General features: G+C 72.7%; 1 pseudogene. It reads left to right on the top strand.

From position 1 onward, the window contains the following. Positions 1 to 436, top strand: a pseudogene (locus JWG43_RS18490) (3-octaprenyl-4-hydroxybenzoate carboxy-lyase); the annotation flags it as partial.

Genomic DNA, 436 nt, shown 5'->3' with positions numbered 1-436 from the left:
GTGCACGACCTGCCGCCGCTGCCCGAAGGCTTCGGCGACGCCCGCTGTGCCGGGCCGGGCATCCTGGTGCTGCGCGGTCCCCGTCATGAGCTGGGCCGCAACGAGACCGACCCGCGCATGGAGGAGCTGGCCGCCTGTCTGGCCCACTGGCCGCAGCGCGATGCCTTCCCGCTGGTGGTCGTGGCGGACGATGCCGCCTTCTGCGCCGCGGACTTCGACAATTTCCTCTGGGTGGCCTTCAGCCGCTCCGATCCCGCTGCCGACGTCTATGGCACCGGAGCCGTGGTCCGCGCGCGGCACTGGTCCTGCGAAGGGCCGCTGCTGCTGGATGCCCGCATCAAGCCCTTCCACGCGCCCGCGCTGGAGGAAGACCCCGCCGTTCAACGCCGTGTGGATGCCCTGGCCGCGCCGGGCGGCCCGCTGCACGGCCTTATCG

Origin of the sequence: Desulfobulbus alkaliphilus, from assembly GCF_016918545.1 — a bacterium.
Lineage (GTDB): Bacteria > Desulfobacterota > Desulfobulbia > Desulfobulbales > Desulfobulbaceae > Desulfobulbus > Desulfobulbus alkaliphilus.
The sequence above is the reverse complement of the archived record's forward strand: the minus strand, read 5'-3'. Positions and strand labels throughout refer to the sequence as shown.